This is a genomic window from Streptomyces sp. NPDC006624 (assembly GCF_040611555.1).
GTDB lineage: Bacteria > Actinomycetota > Actinomycetes > Streptomycetales > Streptomycetaceae > Streptomyces.
Map to the genome: position 1 here is coordinate 198,873 of NZ_JBEXOM010000013.1, position 18,974 is coordinate 217,846.

At 72.1% G+C, this 18,974-nt stretch carries 20 protein-coding genes and 1 tRNA gene; 12 read left to right on the forward strand and 9 right to left on the reverse strand.

Annotation, left to right across the window (positions count from 1 at the left end; all coding sequences use genetic code 11):
• Positions 1 to 19: 19 nt before the first annotated feature.
• From ABZY20_RS24070 to ABZY20_RS24080, 3 genes are all read left to right on the forward strand, one after another.
• Entirely contained in the window at positions 20 to 1,435 is a 1,416-nt protein-coding gene (locus ABZY20_RS24070) for an FG-GAP-like repeat-containing protein (protein ID WP_356443590.1), read from the forward strand.
• Positions 1,436 to 1,517: 82 nt separating this feature from the next.
• Positions 1,518 to 2,936: an FG-GAP and VCBS repeat-containing protein gene (locus tag ABZY20_RS24075; RefSeq protein ID WP_356443591.1), complete on the forward strand. Its 1,419-nt coding sequence runs from the start codon at positions 1,518 to 1,520 to the stop codon at positions 2,934 to 2,936.
• Between the two features lie 83 nt (positions 2,937 to 3,019).
• Positions 3,020 to 4,030: a YIP1 family protein gene (locus ABZY20_RS24080; RefSeq protein WP_356443592.1), complete on the forward strand. Its 1,011-nt coding sequence runs from the start codon at positions 3,020 to 3,022 to the stop codon at positions 4,028 to 4,030.
• Positions 4,031 to 4,117: 87 nt separating this feature from the next.
• Here ABZY20_RS24080 and ABZY20_RS24085 read toward each other — a convergent pair whose 3' ends face one another.
• On the reverse strand, positions 4,118 to 4,633 hold the full coding sequence (locus ABZY20_RS24085; RefSeq protein WP_356443593.1) for a phosphoribosyltransferase: 516 nt from the start codon (positions 4,631 to 4,633) through the stop codon (positions 4,118 to 4,120).
• Positions 4,634 to 4,656: 23 nt separating this feature from the next.
• A complete protein-coding gene (dcd, locus tag ABZY20_RS24090) occupies positions 4,657 to 5,232 on the reverse strand; it encodes a dCTP deaminase (RefSeq protein ID WP_356443594.1) in 576 nt (191 codons plus the stop codon).
• Between the two features lie 515 nt (positions 5,233 to 5,747).
• Here dcd and ABZY20_RS24095 point away from each other — a divergent pair.
• From ABZY20_RS24095 to ABZY20_RS24120, 6 genes are all read left to right on the forward strand, one after another.
• Positions 5,748 to 5,818 (forward strand) — tRNA-Gly (locus tag ABZY20_RS24095).
• 429 nt (positions 5,819 to 6,247) lie between these two features.
• Complete coding sequence (locus tag ABZY20_RS24100; protein WP_356443595.1) at positions 6,248 to 7,822, forward strand: PH domain-containing protein; 1,575 nt, start codon at positions 6,248 to 6,250, stop codon at positions 7,820 to 7,822.
• A 126-nt stretch (positions 7,823 to 7,948) separates the two neighbouring features.
• Positions 7,949 to 8,125: a hypothetical protein gene (locus ABZY20_RS24105; protein WP_356443596.1), complete on the forward strand. Its 177-nt coding sequence runs from the start codon at positions 7,949 to 7,951 to the stop codon at positions 8,123 to 8,125.
• Between the two features lie 251 nt (positions 8,126 to 8,376).
• Entirely contained in the window at positions 8,377 to 8,559 is a 183-nt protein-coding gene (locus ABZY20_RS24110; RefSeq protein ID WP_356443597.1) for a hypothetical protein, read from the forward strand.
• A gap of 5 nt (positions 8,560 to 8,564) precedes the next feature.
• Positions 8,565 to 8,903: a metalloregulator ArsR/SmtB family transcription factor gene (locus ABZY20_RS24115; RefSeq protein ID WP_356443598.1), complete on the forward strand. Its 339-nt coding sequence runs from the start codon at positions 8,565 to 8,567 to the stop codon at positions 8,901 to 8,903.
• The gene (locus ABZY20_RS24120) at positions 8,900 to 9,091 is read left to right on the forward strand and encodes a DUF6126 family protein (RefSeq protein ID WP_356443599.1); all 192 of its coding nucleotides are present in this window, start codon (positions 8,900 to 8,902) and stop codon (positions 9,089 to 9,091) included. The genes ABZY20_RS24115 and ABZY20_RS24120 overlap by 4 nt, the downstream gene beginning before the upstream one ends.
• Before the next feature lie 44 nt (positions 9,092 to 9,135).
• Here ABZY20_RS24120 and ABZY20_RS24125 read toward each other — a convergent pair whose 3' ends face one another.
• The 6 genes from ABZY20_RS24125 to ABZY20_RS24150 all read right to left on the reverse strand — a co-directional run bounded on the left by ABZY20_RS24125 (position 9,136) and on the right by ABZY20_RS24150 (position 13,280).
• A complete protein-coding gene (locus ABZY20_RS24125) occupies positions 9,136 to 9,489 on the reverse strand; it encodes a metalloregulator ArsR/SmtB family transcription factor (RefSeq protein ID WP_356443600.1) in 354 nt (117 codons plus the stop codon).
• Positions 9,490 to 9,655: 166 nt separating this feature from the next.
• Entirely contained in the window at positions 9,656 to 10,006 is a 351-nt protein-coding gene (locus ABZY20_RS24130) for a zinc ribbon domain-containing protein YjdM (protein ID WP_356443601.1), read from the reverse strand.
• Positions 10,007 to 10,085: 79 nt separating this feature from the next.
• The gene (locus ABZY20_RS24135; RefSeq protein WP_356443602.1) at positions 10,086 to 10,481 is read right to left on the reverse strand and encodes an anti-sigma factor antagonist; all 396 of its coding nucleotides are present in this window, start codon (positions 10,479 to 10,481) and stop codon (positions 10,086 to 10,088) included.
• A gap of 36 nt (positions 10,482 to 10,517) precedes the next feature.
• On the reverse strand, positions 10,518 to 10,964 hold the full coding sequence (locus ABZY20_RS24140) for an ATP-binding protein (protein WP_356443615.1): 447 nt from the start codon (positions 10,962 to 10,964) through the stop codon (positions 10,518 to 10,520).
• A gap of 244 nt (positions 10,965 to 11,208) precedes the next feature.
• Entirely contained in the window at positions 11,209 to 12,942 is a 1,734-nt protein-coding gene (locus ABZY20_RS24145) for a SulP family inorganic anion transporter (protein WP_356443603.1), read from the reverse strand.
• Positions 12,939 to 13,280: a metalloregulator ArsR/SmtB family transcription factor gene (locus ABZY20_RS24150; RefSeq protein WP_356443604.1), complete on the reverse strand. Its 342-nt coding sequence runs from the start codon at positions 13,278 to 13,280 to the stop codon at positions 12,939 to 12,941. The genes ABZY20_RS24145 and ABZY20_RS24150 overlap by 4 nt, the downstream gene beginning before the upstream one ends.
• A 296-nt stretch (positions 13,281 to 13,576) precedes the next feature.
• Here ABZY20_RS24150 and ABZY20_RS24155 point away from each other — a divergent pair, with 296 nt between their 5' ends.
• Together ABZY20_RS24155 and ABZY20_RS24160 are read left to right on the forward strand one after the other, a co-directional pair.
• Positions 13,577 to 13,954 (forward strand): DUF1330 domain-containing protein, encoded by a 378-nt coding sequence (locus ABZY20_RS24155; RefSeq protein WP_356443605.1) that lies wholly within the window; start codon positions 13,577 to 13,579, stop codon positions 13,952 to 13,954.
• A gap of 327 nt (positions 13,955 to 14,281) precedes the next feature.
• The gene (locus ABZY20_RS24160; protein ID WP_356443606.1) at positions 14,282 to 15,817 is read left to right on the forward strand and encodes an alanine/glycine:cation symporter family protein; all 1,536 of its coding nucleotides are present in this window, start codon (positions 14,282 to 14,284) and stop codon (positions 15,815 to 15,817) included.
• A gap of 151 nt (positions 15,818 to 15,968) precedes the next feature.
• Here ABZY20_RS24160 and ABZY20_RS24165 read toward each other — a convergent pair whose 3' ends face one another.
• A complete protein-coding gene (locus tag ABZY20_RS24165) occupies positions 15,969 to 17,237 on the reverse strand; it encodes a cation:proton antiporter (protein WP_356443607.1) in 1,269 nt (422 codons plus the stop codon).
• Between the two features lie 260 nt (positions 17,238 to 17,497).
• Between ABZY20_RS24165 and nhaA the strand changes: the two genes are divergently transcribed.
• Positions 17,498 to 18,793 (forward strand): Na+/H+ antiporter NhaA, encoded by a 1,296-nt coding sequence (gene nhaA, locus ABZY20_RS24170; protein WP_356443608.1) that lies wholly within the window; start codon positions 17,498 to 17,500, stop codon positions 18,791 to 18,793.
• Positions 18,794 to 18,974 lie beyond the last annotated feature (181 nt).

Consider the following 18,974-nt stretch of genomic DNA (forward strand, 5'->3'; position numbering starts at 1 on the left):
CAGCGAGGCACTCACCCCCATGCGGACCCGCATCACCGCCGTCCTGCTCGCCGCGGCCCTGACCCCGCTCACCCTCACCGTCTCCGCCCACGCCGCCCCCGCCGCCGCGCCCTGGGACTTCAACGGCGACGGCCGCACCGACCTCGCGATCGGCGCGCCCGGCGCGACGGTCTCCGGGCAGGTGAAGGCGGGCGCGGTGTCCGTCGTCTACGGCAGCACGAGCGGACCGAAGACCTCCACACGCACGCTCCTCACCCAGAACACGGCCGGCGTCCCCGGCACCGCCGAGGCCGGCGACGCCTTCGGCTCCGCGCTGGCCTCCGCCGACCTGAACACCGACGGCTACGCCGACCTGCTGGTCGGCGTGCCCGGCGAGGACTCCTACGACACCAACAACGGCACCGTCACCATCGTCTGGGGCTCCGGCACCGGCCTGAGCGGCGGCCGCTCGCTCTACAGCCCCTTCGACACCGACTACGACCGCTACGGCCAGACCCTCGCCGCCGGCGACTTCGACGCCGACGGCGACCTCGACGTGCTGGCCGGCTCCACCGGCCCGATCACCCTCACCCTCGTCAACGGCCCGGTCACCAGGACCAGTTCGCCGAACGGCGCCTCGGGGGCCCGCAACAGCTGGTGGTCCACGTCGTACGGCACCGCCCACGTCTCCTCCGGCGACGTCGCCGGCGACGGCCATCCCCGCGCGGTCCTGCACGGCCGTACCGCGCACGACGGCGCCGCCGCCACCGGCCTGGCCGACCTGGAGATCGGCAACTACAACGACTGGCTGCAGGACCTGCCCGGCGGGTTCGTCTCCGCCGTGGGCGACATCGACGGCGACGGCCACGCCGACATCGCCGTGGGCAACGACCGGGAGACCTCCGCCGACCCGGGCGGCGCCCTCGGCGGCAAGGTCACCGTCGTCTACGGCGGCCCCGGGGGCAAGGCCACCGACCGCGCGCCCCTCGTCCTCACCCAGGACACCGCCGGGGTGCCCGGCGCGTCCGAGAAGGGCGACCGCTTCGGCAGCGACGTCGCGCTCGGCGACGTCAACGGCGACGGCCGCGCCGACCTGGTCGTCGGCACCGCGGGCGAGAACGGCTCCGCCGGCGCTGTCACCGTCCTGTACGGCTCGGCGTCCGGTCTGACCACCAAGGGCGCCGTGTCGTACACCCAGAACACCTCGGGCGTGCCCGGCACCTCGGAGAGCGGCGACCGGTTCGGCGAGCGCGTCACGCTCACCGACCACACCGGCGACCGCCGCGCCGACCTGTCCGTCTCCGCCCCCGGCGAGAACGCCGGCGACGGCGCGGTCTGGTCCCTGCGCGGCACGTCCACCGGCCTGACCACCACCGGCTCGACCAGCTTCGGCCCGGGCACCACGGGCGTCTCGACGTCCGGCACCCCGGCCTACGGCACCGCCCTCAACTCCTGACCACGACCGACCACGACCGGCCGTGACCGGCCACCACCGGTCACGGCCAACCACGACCGCTCACGACCACGGGGACCCACCGATGCGCACACGCACCCTGCTCCTGGCCACGGCCCTCACCACCGGCCTGCTCGCCACCCTGCCCGCGACGGCCACCGCCGCCCCGGCCCGGTACGCCGACGACTTCAACGGCGACGGCTACCGCGACCTCGCCACCGCCGCGCCCTACACCCCCGTCGGCGGCAGGGCCGACGCGGGCGCCGTCGTCGTCACCTACGGCTCCGCGAGCGGCATCAGCGCCGCCCGCCGCACCGTCCTCACCCAGGACACGGCCGGCATCCCCGGCACCGCCGAGGAGGGCGACCGCTTCGGCAAGGCCCTCGCCTCCGGCGACCTGAACGCCGACGGGTACGCCGACCTGGTGATCGGCAGCGTCGGCGAGGACGTCGGCTCCGACGCCGACGGCGGATCCGTCACCGTCGTCTGGGGCGGAAAGAACGGCCTGTCCGGCGGCAAGGGCGTGACCGACCCGGCCGTCCCGGCCCACGACGAGTACGGCATGTCCCTCGCCGTCGCCGACTTCGACGGGGACGCCCGCCCCGACCTCGCCGTCGGCAGCACCGGCAGCGACGTCTGGATCCACCGGAGCTTCACCAAGACCTCCGGCTCCACCTCCCGCCAGGAACTCGCCACCGGCCTGCAGACCGGCAGCGGCATCCACGGCGCCCAGCACCTCGCCGCCGGCGACCTCGACGGCGACGGCACCGACGACCTGGTGGTCACCGGCAGCGAGGCGGCGACGTACGAGGACGGCAGCTTCGTCTACCTCGGCTCCGCGACCGGCCTCACCCCGCAGACGTTCCTCCGCAGCGGCGGCTGGGAGGTCACCGCGGTCGGCGACCTCGACGGCGACGGCTACGACGACGTCGTCACGGCGGCGTACGGCGGCGACGGCAGAAGCCTCGGCGGCTCGGTCAGCGCCTGGCCCGGCAGCGCCGACGGCGTGCGCACCCACCCCCGGACGACGATCGACCAGGACACGGCCGGGGTCCCGGGCGCGGACGAGGAGGGCGACTGGTTCGGCAACGACCTCTCCATCGCCGACATCGACGGCGACGGCTACGGCGACCTGGCCGTCGGCACCCTCCACGAGACCGTCGGCACCGCGAAGATCGCCGGCAGCGTCACCGTGCTGCGCGGCTCCGCCGCCGGCCTGACCGGCACCGGCGCCCGGTCCTTCACCCAGAACACGGCCGGTGTGCCCGGCACCGCCGAGTCCGCCGACCGCTTCGGCGCCTCGGTGCGCCTGTCCGACCTCACCGGCGACGGCAAGGCGGACCTGTCGATCGGCTCCGACGGTGAGAACCACCCCTCCGGCGCCGTCCACAGCCTGCGCGGCACGGCCTCGGGCATCACCACGACCAAGGCGGTCAGCTTCGGACCCGGCTCGCTCGGCATGTCGACGACCGGCTACCTGAGGCTGGGGCAGGACATGCTCTGACGGCCCGCGGGACCGGGCGGGCATCCCCCGTACGGCCCAACCCCTACGGCACATGAATCCCCAAGGCCCGTGCCCCTTAAGGGATGTCACAGCTCGGCCGCAAAGCCGGGCCCGCGAGCCCGGGCCCGGCACACCACCGCTCGGGACCAGGTACGTTCGAAGGCGTGGCTGGATTCAGGATCGGACGCGGCCGTGACAACGGCGCTCCTCAGACGCGACCGCAACACCCCCCGTACGGGCAGCAGACGCCGCAGGGGCCGTCGTACGGCTACCCGCAGGCGCCGCAGCCGTACCCGCAGCAGCAGCCGTACGGCAGCGGCGGCGGCCCCTCCTGGCCGCAGCCGAACGCCGGGCACGGCCGCGGCTACGGCGACCAGGGAGAGCCGGAGTACTTCGGCGACGGCGCGTACCCACCCGGCCCCCAGGGCCCGCACGACCCGTACGCGGCGAACAACCCGGGCCACACCCAGGCCTTCTCCGTCGGCGAGGACCCCTACAGCCAGGGCGACACCTACCGCGCCGGCTCGGCCGCCCCGCCGCCCGGCCCGGTCGGCCCCCGCCTGCCCTGGAAGGCCCTGCTGAAGGGGATCGTCCTCTCCCCGGGCCAGACGTTCCTGCAGATGCGGGACTACACGATGTGGGGCCCGGCCCTGATCGTCACGTTCCTCTACGGCCTGCTCGCCGTCTTCGGCTTCGACGGCGCCCGCGAGGACGCGATCAACGCCACGCTGTCCAACGCCGTGCCGATCGTCCTGACGACGGCCGTGGCGATGGTGCTGAGCGCGTTCATCCTGGGTGTGGTCACCCACACGCTGGCCCGCCAGCTCGGCGGCGACGGCGCCTGGCAGCCCACGGTCGGCCTGTCCATGCTGATCATGTCCCTCACGGACGCGCCCCGCCTGATCTTCGCCATGTTCGCCGGCGGCGACGCGACGTTCGTGCAGATCCTGGGCTGGGCGACCTGGGTCGCGGGCGGCGCGCTGCTCACCCTGATGGTCAGCCGCTCCCACGACCTGCCCTGGCCGAAGGCGCTGGGCGCCTCGGCGATCCAGCTGATCGCGCTGCTGTCGATCGTGAAGCTGGGCACGGTCTGAGCGGCACGGCACACACGGCACACACGGCACACACGGAAAAGGGGGCTCCCCGCGGGGAGCCCCCTTTTCCGTATCCGCTGATCCGTCTCAGGCGTCGAGAACCTGCCCGGCGCGCCGCACCACCGGCGGCTGAACGGACCACGGGAAGTTGATCCACTCATCGGTCCGCTTCCACACGTACTCGCACTTCACCAGCGAGTGGGACTTCTCGTAGACGACGGCGCTGCGCACCTCGGCGACGGCGTCGAGGCAGAAGTCGCGCACCAGCTTGAGCGTCTTGCCGGTGTCGGCGACGTCGTCGGTGATCAGCACCTTCTTGTCGGAGAAGTCGATCGCGTTGGGGACCGGGGCGAGCATGACGGGCATCTCCAGCGTGGTCCCCACGCCCGTGTAGAACTCCACGTTCACCAGGTGGATGTTCTTGCAGTCGAGCGCGTACGCGAGCCCGCCGGCCACGAAGACACCGCCGCGGGCGATGCTGAGCACGATGTCGGGCTCGTAGCCGTCGTCGGCGATCGTCTGCGCGAGCTCGCGCACGGCGACCCCGAAGGCCTCGTAGGACAGGTTCTCCCGCACACCGCTCACGTTCTCTATGCCACTCATGTCCGCGCCGCCGTCCGTGCCGCTCACACCTGGGTCCGGTGGAAGTTGAGGAAGGACCGGGAGGCGGTCGGCCCCCGCTGGCCCTGGTACCGCGACCCGTACCGCTCGCTGCCGTAAGGGAAGTCGGCGGGCGAGCTGAGCCGGAACATGCACAGCTGCCCGATCTTCATGCCAGGCCAGAGTTTGATGGGCAGCGTGGCGAGGTTGGACAGCTCCAGGGTGACGTGCCCGCTGAAGCCGGGGTCGATGAACCCGGCGGTGGAGTGCGTCACGAGCCCCAGCCGCCCCAGCGAGCTCTTGCCCTCCAGCCGGGAGGCGAGATCGTCGGGCAGGGTGATGACCTCGTAGGTGCTGGCGAGGACGAACTCCCCGGGGTGCAGGATGAACGGCTCGTCCCCCTCCGGCTCGACCAGCCGGGTCAGATCTGACTGCTCGACGGCGGGGTCGATGTGGGGGTAGCGGTGATTCTCGAACACCCGGAAGTAGCGGTCGAGGCGCACGTCGATGCTCGACGGCTGCACCATGGCGTCGTCGTAGGGATCGATCCGCACCCGCCCGGCGTCGATCTCGGCCCGGATGTCTTTGTCTGAGAGAAGCACGCCCCGAGGATACGCAAGGCGCGCGGAGCGCCCGCAACCGGACGACTCCACGCGCCTGCGTGTGTGCTCTCGCCGCTCTGTCCGCTACCGCTTCTGGTAGCTCACGGGCACCACGCTCCGGAGCCGCGCACAACGCGGACACCGAAGCAGCCGCCCGGGGCCGAGCCGCTCGGCCTGCTGCATCGGGAACGAAGCGGTACTGAACACGTGCCCATCGGCACAACGGACGACGGTGCGCTCCATCAAGTCCAAGAGTCCCTTCCCCAAGAGGCGCGTCCGGCTGCTGCTTGCCTGACGACAAAAGCCACAGTACGGGATCAAAGGGACGGCCCTCCAGGCGGCATGCCGGACCCGCCAGGACCCTCCGCGACGCCCCCACCGTACGCCCCAACTCTGTTCCCCCGCAGCCGCATCCCAGTCCTGAAACACCGTCAGGCCCCTCGGTGCGAACACCGGGAGCCTGGCATGAGGTAGAGTGGGCGAGCATTCGGACACCGACTCGGTCGGCGTCTTACGCGGGTGTAGTTTAATGGTAGAACATCAGCTTCCCAAGCTGAGAGCGCGAGTTCGATTCTCGTCACCCGCTCTTCTCGAAGCCCCAGGTCAGCGGCCTGGGGCTTGTGTTTTGCCAGGAGGGCGCGGGATCTCGGGTGGGGGCCCCGGGCGCAACGCCCCCAGCCAGTTCAGCGGCCATTCGCCCACCCACGCGCCTTCGCGTCGCCGTGGAGGTCGTCGTGATACGTCGGCGCGGCGGCGGTGGCCGGGCCCGCGGTCGCCAGCGGCGCGGTGGCCACCACGATGAGAGATGTCCAGCGGCCCCCGGAGGCGCGGCGCCGTGGGGCCGACGCCGACTCGTCCCGGGCACGCGAAGTGGACGTGCAAAGGCCGCGCCGGGGACGCGGGGACAGAGCTTCCCCGTGCTTCACTCCGTGCCCGATCCGGCAGCGTTGGGGGCCTGAAGTCTGCCGCACACCGCACAGGCAGGCGCAACCCGGCCGATGACACGATTCCCCGCATGAGCGGTGTCCGGGAAGTGATCTGTCGTCCCCACCTGAAGCGCCCCCTGGGGCGGTTCGCCGCCCTCACTGCGGCCGGGGTGAGCCTCGCCGGGACGAGTCTGGCCGTGGTGCGCATGGCGTACGGGGGCGGACTCACGGACGTGTGGGCGTACGTGGGCCTGTTGGTCGCGCTGGTGGGCCTCGTGTGCTTGTACGGGGCCGTCGTCCAGGTGAGTGCCGACGCGTACGGCGTGCGCTCCCGGACGCTGCTGCGCCGCCGCAGCGTGCCGTGGTCCGACATCGCCGACCTGCGCGTATACGTGCAGTACGGGCGTCACGGGCAGGAGATCCACCGCGTCGAGATGGTGCTGCGCGGCGGACGCGCACGACGCCTGCCCCTGCCGGCGAGCGTGTCCCTGGACGACCGACCTGACTTCGACGCCACGCTGGACGCTCTCCGCGCGCTGCACCGCCGTTACGGAGCCCCGGAGTCCCACCACGTCCCCGTCATCTCGTACCGCACCGCAGGGCGCGGCTCGGCCGTGCCGCTGAGCCTGTGCGCGCTGCTGCTCGCGGGCACCGGACTGGCCGCTTGGTTCGTGCCGGTCGCGGAGTCGGGGAAACAGGCGTGGACGTCGGCTGCTCCGTGCACCGCCGAGGCGCCCGCCGGAGAGTGCCTGACCACCCTGCCGGCCGTGATCACACGCACCGAGGTCGGCAGCGGGAAGGAGCGCAGCCGGCTGTACTTCGCCGAGGGCCGGCCACTGGAGCGGCTCTCGGTCTCGCAGGAGGGAGCCCGGGGGTTCCGGCCCGGCGACCGCGTCGAACTCACCGTCTGGCGCGGCCAGGTGAGGGAGGTCACCGGGGAACACCACGTCTGGCGCGAACACTTCAGCAGCGGCGGAGAAGTGGCCGTCATCGCGGCCGTGTGCGCGCTCGCCGCGGGCTACCCCGCCTCCTTGTTGCTGCTGCGCCGACGCGGCCGCCGACTGCCCGACGACGAGGTCCTGCCCTCGGCGCTTCCGTTCGCCGGCGCGCTTGCCGCCACGGCCCTGTGGCTGCTTCCGCTCAGCTACCTCCACCCCACGACCCTGTTGACCTCTCCCCGGGCGCTCACGTGGGCGGGTGCGGGCTCCCTGGCCACGCTGGGCCTGTTCACCTGGGCCTGGCGCGCGACCCGCATCCGTACGCCCCTGGAGGTCGCGGCGGCCCGCAAGACCCCGGGGTCCTCCCAGGAGGAGGTCTTCCTGGCCGCCCGCTTCCTGGAGTCCACCGACTACAACCCGAACAACTTCGGCACCCACATCGTCCTCGGCGGCGGCCCGCCCGCCGTCACGCCCCACCCCGGCCCGGGCCGGTTCGCGGCAAGACGGATACCGGTGGAGCGGCTCACCGTCAAGGACGTGCGGCGCCTGCGCGGCGGCGACGATGACACCGTCCCCAGAAGCTGGCACATCGCCGAACTCGACGACGCCGGCCGGCCGGTCCACCTCGCGGCCGCGCCTGCCGATCTGGCCCGCATCATCCAGGCGCTGAGCCCCGCGAGAACCTCCGCCACAACCCCCGCGAACGCCACACGCCCCGGCCCATGACCGCCGTTTCCCAGGGGACGAGCCGGGCTTCGAGGAACGCGCGAGCCGCCCTCGTCGAGGGCCCTTCGCAGGCCCCCCGGCGAGACGTCCCTGGTCATCGTCATCGGCGCCGCCCTCGGCATCCTGGTGACCCTGCCCCCGCTGGCGGGCATGGCCTCCGGTCTCTCCCAGGCCACCTCGTCCGACATGGGCCTGCACCTGAGTACCGGCACCCTCGCCGCCGCCGTCACCGGCACCCTCGTGGCGGCCGTCCTCGCCGGACTCGCGGTCACCTCGAAGACGCTGCGCAGGCAGGCGGCGTAACAGACACGCCTCACCACGGAAGCGGCTCCGGGACGGAGGCCATGGGCCGATTCCGTCAGCGCCCTTGTGGGGGCTCCGCAGCGAGTGGCGTGCGCGCGGTGGCCCGCCGGGCGGCGCGGGCCCGGCCGTGTCTGTCGCCGCATCCCCTCCCGCCCTACAATCGAACCCTGCCAATTGAAGAGTTCTGCAATTGGTCAGTTGCTGTGCTTCCTAGGTGGTCCAGTGGTCCACCACCCCGTCCGGAGGTCGGAATGAGCGAAGTCGCCGAGGCGCTGATGGCGCGTGTACGGGCGGCGCGGGCCGGGCTGGCGGGGGCGGTGGAGGCCGGGGACGCCTATGCCGTCGCGGTGGCCCAGGACGAAGTGGACGACGCCGTGCGGCTGGCGCGGACGCATGGGCTCGACGTCGACGCGGCGGGGACGGCGGAGGGGTGATCGGGATGCCGATGCCGCTGTACGAGGCGAAGGCCGAGTTCTTCCGGATGCTCGGCCACCCCGTGCGGATCCGGGTGCTCGAGCTGTTGCAGGACGGGCCGAAGCGGGTGCGCGACCTGCTCTCGGCGATCGAGGTCGAGCCGTCCAACCTGTCGCAGCAGCTGGCCGTGCTGCGTCGCTCCGGCATCGTCACCGCCACCCGTACCGGCTCGACGGTCGTCTACGAACTGGCCGGAGGCGATGTCGTCGAGCTGCTGGCCGCGGCCCGTCGGATCCTGACCGTGCTGCTGGCCGGGCAGCGGGACCTGCTCGACGAGCTGCGCCGTACGGAAGCGTCGGCGTGACGGACGGGCGACGTCCGCCGGTACCGGGTGCCGCCAGGAGGGAGGAGGACGTGGACAAGGGCAAGGACGCGGAGACCCGGAAGGAGCGTGGCGTCGCGCTGCGCGTGTTCTTCTACATCTTCGGCACGCATCTGTTCGCGGGGTTCGTGATGCTGCTGTTCTATCTCGGCCAGCACGCCCAGAAGTAGAGGTCGCGTTGCGGAGGGCGGCCGCCGCCTCCCCGCACCGGCTCTCACTCCGACGGCGGCTCGCCCTCGCCGCGTGCCGCCTGCAGGTCGGCCAGCAGCTCCGCCTGGCCGGCGAGTACCCCGGACAGGATGGTGCGTGCGACCCGGAGCAGCTCCGCGACCTGCGGACTGGTCAGGGAGTAGTAGACGTTCGCCCCCTCCTTGCGGGTGCTGACCAGGTTCGCCCGCCGCAGCACGGCCAGTTGCTGGGACAGATGGGCGGGCTCGATGCCCACCTCGGGCAGCATCTCCGCGACCGCGTGCTCCCGCTCGCTCAGCAGCTCCAGGACGCGGATACGGGCCGGGTGGCCGAGCGTCTTGAAGAACTCGGCCTTCAGCTGGTACAGCGGCGTGCTCATCGTGCCGGCCCCTCCTCGACGCGACGGCACGTCCCCACCGGCCGGAGCTCGGCGCATCGCATCCACCCACTCGTCAAGAACATGCGGCCCATCCTCGCCTGCGGCACCGAGCGCGCCCAACCCGGATGCGCGGAACGCAGCCGTCGAGGACGGTGTCAGCGCCGGATCAGGCCTTCTTGACCACTGCGGACTTGAGCTGCATGGCGCCGAACCCGTCGACCTTGCAGTCGATGTCGTGGCCGTCCACGCCGTCGACCAGGCGGATGCCGCGCACCTTGGTGCCCGCCTTGATCCCGCCCGGGCTGCCCTTGACCTTCAGCGTCCTGACCACCGTCACGGTGTCGCCGTCGGCGAGCACGTTGCCGACCGCGTCCCTGATCACCTTGTCCCCGGCGCCGTCGGCGGAGTCCTCGGACGGTGACCACTCGTGCCCGCACTCGGGGCAGACGAGGAGCGCCCCCGTCTCGTAGCTGTACGCGCTGGAGCATTCGGGGCAGGGGGGAAGGTTGTCAGTCATGGCCCAGGGTCCTTTCGGTGGTGAGTCGGTCGTGAATTGGTAGTGAGGTGGTGGTGAGGTGGCCCGGGGTGGAGCGGGGTCAGGTGGGCCAGCCGTCGGTGCGCCATGCCTGCTGCGCCTCGCCGGAGGGCGACGGGTGCGGGGCGTGGGCGGCCAGGGCGGTGGCCAGGTCGCAGTGGACGGGGATGTCCGGGCAGTCACCGGGCGGGACCAGGGAGCCGTCGGCGGGGATGGCGGCCAGTTCCAGGCGCCGGCCGGCTCCGGCGAGGCGGCGTGCGGCCTCGGTGATGGCCAGCTGGCCGTCCGCGGACCAGCCGCGCAGTTCGGTCAGGTCGAGGATGACCGGTCCGGTGCCACGCGCGACGGCCCAGCCGACCGCGCCGCCGAAGCGGCGGACCGCCTCCGGACCGAGGTGTCCGGCGACGGAGAGGATCCCGAAGCCGGCCTCGACGGTGTAGCTCCACTCGATGGTCATGAGGGTGAATTTCCTTGCTGGGGCGGCCTGTTGAGGTCAGAGGGGGAGGTTGATCCAGATGCTCTTGCCGTCGGCGTCGCCGTGCACGGCCGCGGTGCCGCCGAGTTGCCGGGTGAGTTCCATGACCGTGCCGAGACCACCACCGAGGGCGGGGGCGGTGCCGGTGGCGGTGGCGGTGGTGGTCTCTATGCGGTGCAGCGGCGGCTGGTGGGGGTGGCGGTCGTGGACGGCGAAGGCCAGGCGGCTTTTGCTCGCCGCGTACATGACCATGATCTGCGGGGACAGCTCGGCGGCGTGCCGGACGCTGTTGGTCACCAGCTCGCTGAGGATCAGCAGTGCCGCGTCCACGACGGGCCGGTGCAGGTCTATCCCCCACTCCGTCAACGCCTGTTCGGCGGTTTCACGGGCGAGGCGGACGGCGGACGGCTCGTTCGGCAGGGTGAGTACGTGCCGGTAGGGAAGGCCGTCGAGAACGGGGGCCATCATGTCTCCACGCGGGCGAGGCGGAAGCCGGCGGCGCGCTGAGGGCGCGTGCGCAGCGGGGGGCGTGCGGGCTGGATGTCGTCGTACGGGGCCGGGGGGCCAGGCGGGCCGTGCGGGCTCTGCAAGCCGTACGGGCCGTGCGGGCTATGCGGGACATGCGGGCTCTGCAAGCCGTACGGGCCATGCGAGCGGGCCATGCGAGCCCTGCGTTCAGCCCGGCTGGGCAGGGCCGTAGGGGCGGTGCTCATCGGACGGCCTCCCCGTCGGAGGCGCGGGGCTTCCGGGCGGGCACGGCGGTCACGGCGGTCAGGAGGCCGGCCGACTCCAGGTGCGCGCGAGCCCCCCGGATCGCCTCCGGGGTGGTGGCGTACTCCCGGCCGTCGTGCCGCAGGAGTTCCAGCACGCCGAGGGAGTCCAGGACCTGGCGCTGGTCGGGCCGGATGCCGGAGGCCAGGACGAGGATGCCGCGCCGCGCCAGCTTCTCCACCGCGTCCTTGAGGACCAGCGCGCCGGTGGCGTCCAGCGTCGACACCCGCGACATGCGCAGGATGACGACCCGGACGTCGGCCACCTCGGTCAGCTCCAGCAGGAAGCGGTGCGCGGCGGCGAAGAACAGCGGTCCGTCGATGCGGTACGCGACGATGTGCTCGGCGAGCAGGGCGTGTTCCTCGGCGCTGTGGTCGCCCCGGTCGAGCGGTACCTGGTCGAAGCGGGCCTGCCGGGCCACGGCGCGCAGCGCGAGGGCGCCCGCCACGACGAGGCCGATGATGACCGCGTACACCAGATCCAGGGCGAGGGTCGCGACCGCGGTGAGGACGAGGATCAGGGCGTCGGAGCGGGTGGCCCGTGCCATCGCCCTGAGAGAGCCGACCTCGACCATGCGGACCGCGGTGGCCAGCAGTACGCCCGCGAGAGCGGCGAGCGGGATCTTCGACACGAGGGGCGCGGCGGCGAAGACGATCACGGCGAGGATCGCGGCGTGGGTGAGGGCGGCCAGCCGGGAGCCGGCGCCGGTGCGGACGTTGACCGCGGTGCGGGCGATCGCGCCGGTCGCGGGTACGCCGCCGAACAGCGGGGCCGCGATGTTGGCGAGCCCCTGGCCGAACAGCTCACGGTCGGGGTCGTGCCGCTGCCCGACCGTCATGCCGTCCGCCACCGAGGCGGACAGCAGGGACTCCAGTGCCGCGAGCGCCGCCACCGCCACGGCCGGGGCGAGCAGGCCGCCGAGCGAGCCGAGGTCCAGGAAGCCGAGTGAGGGCGCGGGCAGGCCGGACGGGAGAGCGCCGATGGGCTCGGCCGCGTCCAGGCCCGCGACCTGGGCGACGACCGTGGCGGCGGCGACTGCGACGATGGAGAACGGCACGGTCGGCCGCAGGCGGCCGCCCACGAGCATGACCGCGGCCACGGACACCGTGAGGGCGACGGCCGTCCAGTTCGGGTGCCGCGCGAACTCCTCGACGGCCCGCCAGGTCACCACCAGCACGCGGTCGCCCTCGGGTTTGGGCACGCCGAGCGCGTTCGGGAGCTGTTGCAGCGCGATCACGCAGGCGATGCCCAGGGTGAAGCCCTCGACCACGGGGGCGGGCACGTACTGCATGTACCTGCCGGCCCGCAGCGCGGCCAGCGTCACGAGCATGACCCCCGCCATCAGGCCCACGGTCAGCACTCCGGTCGGCCCGTACGCGCCGACGATGGGCATCAGCACCACGGTCATGGCCCCGGTGGGTCCGGAGACCTGGAGGTTGGACCCGCCGAAGAGGGCGGCGAGCGCACCGGCGACCACGGCGGTCGCCAGGCCCGCTGCGGCACCCAGACCGGAGGAGACGCCGAAGCCGAGGGCGAGCGGCAGGGCCACGATCGCCACGGTCAGTCCGGCGAGGAGGTTCCGCCGGGGGTCGCGCCGCAGGTCCGCCAGGTCGCCGCGGGTGGGCAGGAGTGCGGTGAGCCGGGCCGCTGCCCGGCGGAGCCCCGAGGTCATCGCGTGGTGCCCTCGGTTCCCCGCAGCTCGGCCAGCAGCTCGCCCCGCCCGGCGAGCATCTCGGTGAGGATCCGGCGCGCGGCCCTCAGGAGGTCGGCGACGTCCCCGCCCGCCAGCTCGTAGACGACGGTCGAGCCCTCCCGGGCGGAGGTGACGATCCCGGACCGGCGCAGCACCGCCAACTGCTGGGACAGCCCGGACGGTTCCACCTCGATCGCGGCGAGCAGCTCCCGCACCGGCATCGGACCGTCCTGCAGCAGCTCCAGCACGCGGATGCGTACCGGATGCCCCAGCATCCGGAAGAACTCGGCCTTGGCCTGGTACAGCGGAACGGACACGATCCCTCGGTTTCCCTGCCTGCGGACCCCACCCCGGGGCGGACGCGAAGGCTGTGCCCGCTCCCCGGCTACCGGACAGCGCACGCAGCGGAAGCGCGGGCGCAGCAGACGTAGCGGATACAGCGGATACAGCGAGTCCAGCATCTATTGAATTGCTAAATTTCGCAATTCCGCAGCGAGCCGACACCCGGGGGCCGGGCCGATCGGACGGGTGCCTACCTTCGAGGTAATCGCGCCACGCCCGGCCCCCGGCTACGTTCACGCCCGTCCCACCGGAGCGAACGAAGGAGGCGGACGTGCCCGCTTACGGCTTTGCCCACCTGCGTGATCGCCGTCATCACCCCGACGTCCTGGAGTACTTGACGCGCATCCAGGACACCCTCGACCCCTTCCACGGCCGGTTCCTGGTCCACGGGCCGCCGGCCGAGGTGGTGGAGGGGAGCTGGCCGGGCAGCATGGTGCTGATCGAGTTCCCGGGGCTGGCCGAGGCCCGGGCCTGGTACGCGTCCGCCGCATATCAGGAGATCCTGCGGCTGCGGACCGACCACATCGAGGGGGACGTCGTACTGGTCGAGGGCGTCTGTTCCGGGTACGACCCGCGGGAGCGCGCGGAGAAGCTCAGGACGGAGAGCGGCGGTCGGCGCTCACGTCCCGGGTCCGCCTCGTCCAAATAAGTGTCCGATGAACGGATCTCGGGTTCCGCATAACGGTCCGGTATCGCTCGCTGGCGTTTTCGAGTGCAACTGCCAGTGATGTGACTTGGGTCACTAAAGACACGGCAAAGCACGTGGTAGAACTGCGCAACTCCGCAGGTGGAACCCGCTCAACCCCACCTCGCGGAGCGGTCGGCATGCAGGAGCAGGACGACCGGGTGATCACGATCCGCAACCGCGGACCACCCACCCAGTGTCGCCGATCGGACAACGGCGTTCGTTCAGAGACCGCACATCGACCGGCGGCACTTCCCCGTGCCCCGGGCTCGCACCATCGAGGTAGCCACTGTGTCACTCGACTCCGTCACCCAGAACGTCGACGAAGCCGTCAGCGATTTCTTCGAACCGATAGCCGAGTGGCTCGGGGAAGTCGTCTTCTACACGGTTCCCGTCGGCGGAACCGAACTCCCCCTCATCGTCGCCTGGCTCGTCGTAGCCGGTCTGGTCTTCACCGGCTGGTTCGGGCTCGTGCAGGTCCGCAAGTTCAGACTCGCGCTCGACGTGGTGCGCGGGAAGTACGACGAGAAGGGGTCGGCCGGCGAGGTCAACCACTTCCAGGCGCTGACCGCCGCCGTCTCCGGCACGGTCGGCCTGGGGAACATCGCCGGTGTGGCCGTGGCCGTCTCCATCGGCGGCGCGGGCGCCACGTTCTGGATGATCCTGTGCGGCCTGCTCGGCATGGCCACCAAGTTCGTCGAGGTCACCCTCGGTGTGAAGTACCGCGAGGTGCACGCCGACGGCACCGTCTCCGGCGGCCCGATGCACTACCTGCCCAAGGGTCTGAAGGAACGCTTCGGCAACGGCGGCGCCAAGCTCGGCAAGGTCCTCGCCGTCCTCGCCTCGATCATGATCCTCTTCTTCGGCCTGTTCGGCGGCAACCTCTTCCAGACCAACCAGAGCTACGCGCAGATCTCCTCGACCTTCGGCGGCGAGGACGGCTTCCTGGCCTCCTCCGCCGGTGCCGTCCTGTTCGGCCTGGTCGTCTCCGCGCTCGTCGGTCTCGTGCTGCTCGGCGGCATCCGCTCCATCGCCTCCGTCACCAGCCGGCTGGTGCCCGCCATGGCCGGCATCTACGTCGTGGCCTGCCTGATCGTCATCCTGACCAACGTCACCCACGTGCCGGACGCCTTCCAGACCATCCTGCAGGGCGCCTTCGAGGCCGACGGCGTCGCCGGCGGTGTCCTCGGCGCGCTCATCATCGGTTTCCAGCGGGCCGCGTTCTCCAACGAGGCCGGTCTCGGCTCCGCCCCGATCGCGCACTCCGCGGTGAAGACGAAGCACCCCGCCAGCGAGGGCCTGGTCGCCCTGCTGGAGCCGTTCATCGACACGGTCGTCATCTGCACCATGACCGCGCTGACCATCGTCATCGCCAACCCGGCCAGCTGGGCCGACGCCCGCACCAATCAGAACATCGGCGGCGTCACCATCACGTCCGACGCCTTCGAGACCGTGCTGCCCTGGTTCCCGGTCGTGCTCACCATCGCGGTGCTGCTGTTCGCCTTCTCCACGATCCTGACCTGGGGCTACTACGGCCTCAAGGCCTGGTCGTACCTGTTCGGCAAGAGCCAGGCCAGCGAGACCGTCTTCAAGGTCATCTGGAGCCTGTTCGTGGTCCTGGGCGCCCTGATGTCCCTCGACTCGCTGATCAGCCTCGCAGACTCCGCGCTGTTCCTGCTGTCGGTCTTCAACATCATCGGCCTGTACCTGCTCGCCCCGGTCGTCAAGCGCGAGCTCGGCTCCTTCCTGGAGTTCGTCCGCGCCCGCAAGGCCGGCGAGATCAGCGATGACGACGATGACCAGGAGTCGGTGAAGACCACCGTCTGACCGCCCCCGGCGGCCCGGCTCCGGTACGGGCCCGTACCCACCTCGCGCCTTGGTGGGTACGGGCCCGTACGCGTGCCGTCTGCCGTCCGCCGTCCACCGTCCGCCGTCTGCCGCCCGCCGCCCGCCGCCCGTACGGTCTGCCGCCTGCCGCCTACGAACGCTCGCCGGGTTCCGCGCCCTCGCGCCGCCGGTCGAGGTGGCCGATGGCCGGGGACGCCATGACCCCGTGCAGCACCACCGAGATCACCACGGTGAGGGCCACGACCGCCCACAGCTCCCGTTCCAGCCCGCCGAAGGAGTCCTGCCCCAGGGCGTAGGACAGGTAGAACAGCGAGCCGATGCCCCGGATCCCGAACACGGCGACCACGGCACGCTCCTTCTTCCCCATCACGGACCGCACCTGGGCCAGCCACCCGGTCAGCGGCCGTACGACCAGCAGCACCAGCACGGCCAGCAGCGCGCCCGTCAGCGTCAGGGCGGACAAGGCGCCGGCCACCAGGTAGCCGCCGAGCAGGAACAGCAGCACGGCCGTGAGCAGCCGCTCGATCTGCTCGGTGAACTCGTGCAGCACCTTGTGGTAGCCGTGGCTGCGCTCGGCGGCCCGGATGACGCAGGCGGTCACGAAGACGGACAGGAAGCCGTAGCCGTGCAGCACCTCGGCGAGGCCGTACGACACGAAGGTGGCGCCCAGCGCCACGAAGCCCTCCATGTGCTCCGACAGCCGCAGCACCGACGTGCGCACCCGGAAGAACATCCAGCCCAGCAGCCAGCCGACGCCGCCCCCGACGGCCAGCCCCACGGCGCACTTGCCCAGCAGGTCGGTCAGCGCCCACGAGCCGATCCAGTCCGCCGACCAGCCCGTCCCGGCCGCCGCGGCGAGGGCGATCGCCGCGTAGACGAACGGGAAGGCGAGTCCGTCGTTCAGCCCGGCCTCACTGGTCAGGGAGAACCGCACCTCGTCCTCGTCGTGCTCGGTGCCGAGCGGCTCACCGACGCGCACCTCGCCGGCCAGCACGGGATCGGTGGGCGCCAGTACGGCCCCCAGCAGCAGGGCGGCAGCGGGCGGCCAGTCGAGCAGCCCCCAGGCCAGCAGGGCGACGGCGGCCACGGTCAGCGGCATCGTGATGCCCAGCAACCGCCAGGTGCCCGACCACCGGCGCCACCCGAAGGGCCGGTCGATGGCGAGCCCCGCGCCCATCAGCGACACGATCACGCACACCTCGGTGGTGTGCTCGACCCACAGCCGCTCACCCACGGGATCCACGGTCGGCAGGCCCACCGGCAGCAACGCGATCAGAACCCCCGCGGCGAGGAAGACCATGGGCAGCGACAACGGCCGCCTGGACACCAGCCGGGGCAGCACGGCCGCCCCCAGTGCCCCCAGGCCCAGACAGAGGTAGAGCACGTCCGAAAGCGTCACTGCGGCCTCCTGCCCGGGGATCAGTCCAGGCCACGTGTGTACCCCGTCCACGCAGGAGCCTCGCCCGAGAACGTCACCGATCTCGCCTATCTCGCCGCCCGCCCGTCCGCGGCGGACGAGGAGGGGGGTGGGCCGGCGGGGCCGCTGCGGATAGGGTGTAAAGAACGCGTCAAGAAGGACGCGGGGTGTGCCGGGAAGTCTGGTCGGCGTCCGCAGGGCCGTGTGCCCATGTCGCCGACACACACCGGAGGTCCGCCGCCTTGGCCGCCACCCCGCCCCGCACCCCGTTCCTCGGTCTTCCCTCCTGGGCCGAACGACAGGCGGTGGCCCGGGCCCTGCGCACCGAGACGGTGGGCGGACTCATCCTGCTGGCCGCCGCGGTGGTGGCGCTGGTGTGGGCGAACACTCCGCTCAGCGGCTCGTACGCCGCCCTCCGCGACTTCCACTTCGGGATACCCGCGCTGGGACTGGACCTGTCGGTCGGCCACTGGACCTCCGACGGGCTGCTGACCGTCTTCTTCCTGATCGCCGGCATCGAGCTGAAGCGGGAACTGGTCGTCGGCTCGCTGCGCACCCCGGCGACGGCGGCGCTGCCGGTCATCGCCGCCGTGTGCGGCATGGTCGTCCCCGCCGCCCTCTACGCCGTCACGGTCGCGGCGGGCGGTGGCGGCATGGACGGCTGGGCCGTGCCGATGGCCACCGACATCGCCTTCGCCCTGGCCGTCCTGGCGGTCATCTCCACGCACCTGCCGACCGCGCTGCGGGCCTTCCTGCTGACCCTCGCGGTCGTCGACGACCTCGGCGCGATCCTGATCATCGCCGTCTTCTTCACGTCGGACCTGGACTACCGGGCGCTGGCGGGGGCGTTCGCCGGGCTGGTCGTCTTCTACGTGCTGCAGAGACGCCGGGTGAAGGGCTGGTGGTGGTACGTGCCGCTCGGCGTGGCGATCTGGGCGCTGCTGTACAACAGCGGCGTCCACGCCACCGTCGCGGGAGTCGCCATGGGCCTGATCCTGCGCACCGTCCGCGACCCGGACGAGGAGGAATCCCCCGCGGAACGGACCGGACATCTGCTGCACCCGCTCTCCGCCGGGCTGTGCGTGCCGCTGTTCGCGCTGTTCGCCGCCGGGGTCGGCGTCTCCGGTGACGCGCTGGGCAGCGTGTTCACCACCCCCGAACCCCTCGGAGTGATCACCGGGCTGGTCGCGGGCAAGATCCTCGGCATCTTCGCCGGGACCTATCTCGCCGCCCGCTTCACCCGCGCACGGCTGAACCCGGACCTGGCCTGGGCCGATGTCTTCGCCCTGGCGGCCCTGGCCGGGATCGGCTTCACGGTCGCCCTGCTCATCGGCGAGCTGGCCTTCCCCGGCACGCCCGTCGGCGAGCACGTCAAGGCCGCCGTCCTGATCGCCTCACTCATCGCCGCCCTGCTGGCCACCTTGCTCCTGCGCCGCCGGAACGCCGTCTACCGGCGCCTGTACGAGGAGGAGAACCGCGACGCGGACGCCGACGGCATCCCCGACGTCTACCAGCACACGGAGACGGGCGGCACCTGAGCCGACCGGTACGGGCGGGCGCCCGCCCTGCGTGGTTGCCCTGCGGCCGGCCTGCGCGGTGTCCTGCGGCCGGCCTGCGCGGTTGCCCTGCGGCCGGCCTGCGCGGTTGCCCTGCGGCCGGCCTGCGCGGTTGCCCTGCGGCCGGCCTGCGCGGTTGCCCTGCGGCCGGCCTGCGCGGTTG